Below are 516 nucleotides of genomic sequence, written 5' to 3'. Positions count from 1 at the left end.
TCAAAATACATCACAATATTTTGGTGGTGGTGCAGATGTATCTAATGGTAAAGCACCAACTTACACAATTCAGGGTAATTCTCATAATGATGTTGGTTCTGCTTTTAATGCTGTTGATACTTCTATCACGAATATCCAAAATCAGATTACGAATGCGACAAAAAATAGCCTTGTTAAGCAGGAAGGAGATGCAGGTACTATTACCATTGGTGTGACAACAGGGGGTACAGAAATTAATGTTGCAAACAAATCTGGTGAAGCTCGTACAATTTCTGGTGTAAAAGCTGCAGAGCGAAATGATGAAGCTGTTAACAAAGCTCAGCTTGATAAAAGTATAGAGAAGATTTCTAATGATATTAATCTTACAAGTGCTGCTGCAGTTCTCTATGATAAAGAAAACGATACCGTTAATTATAATAGCATAACTTTGGGTGGTGATAAGACTACAGCACCCGTTTCCCTCCATAATGTTAAAGATGGGAAAATTGCTGAAGATTCGCATGATGCGATCAATGG

Annotated in this window: 1 pseudogene; it reads left to right on the top strand. The window is 37.0% G+C overall.

Going from position 1 to position 516, the window contains the following annotated elements:
- Window positions 1-516, top strand: a pseudogene (locus ACFIL3_RS11240) (hypothetical protein); the annotation flags it as partial.

Source organism: Bartonella sp. CE47NXGY (assembly GCF_042195415.1).
Classification (GTDB): domain Bacteria; phylum Pseudomonadota; class Alphaproteobacteria; order Rhizobiales; family Rhizobiaceae; genus Bartonella.
The sequence above is the reverse complement of the archived record's forward strand: the minus strand, read 5'-3'. Positions and strand labels throughout refer to the sequence as shown.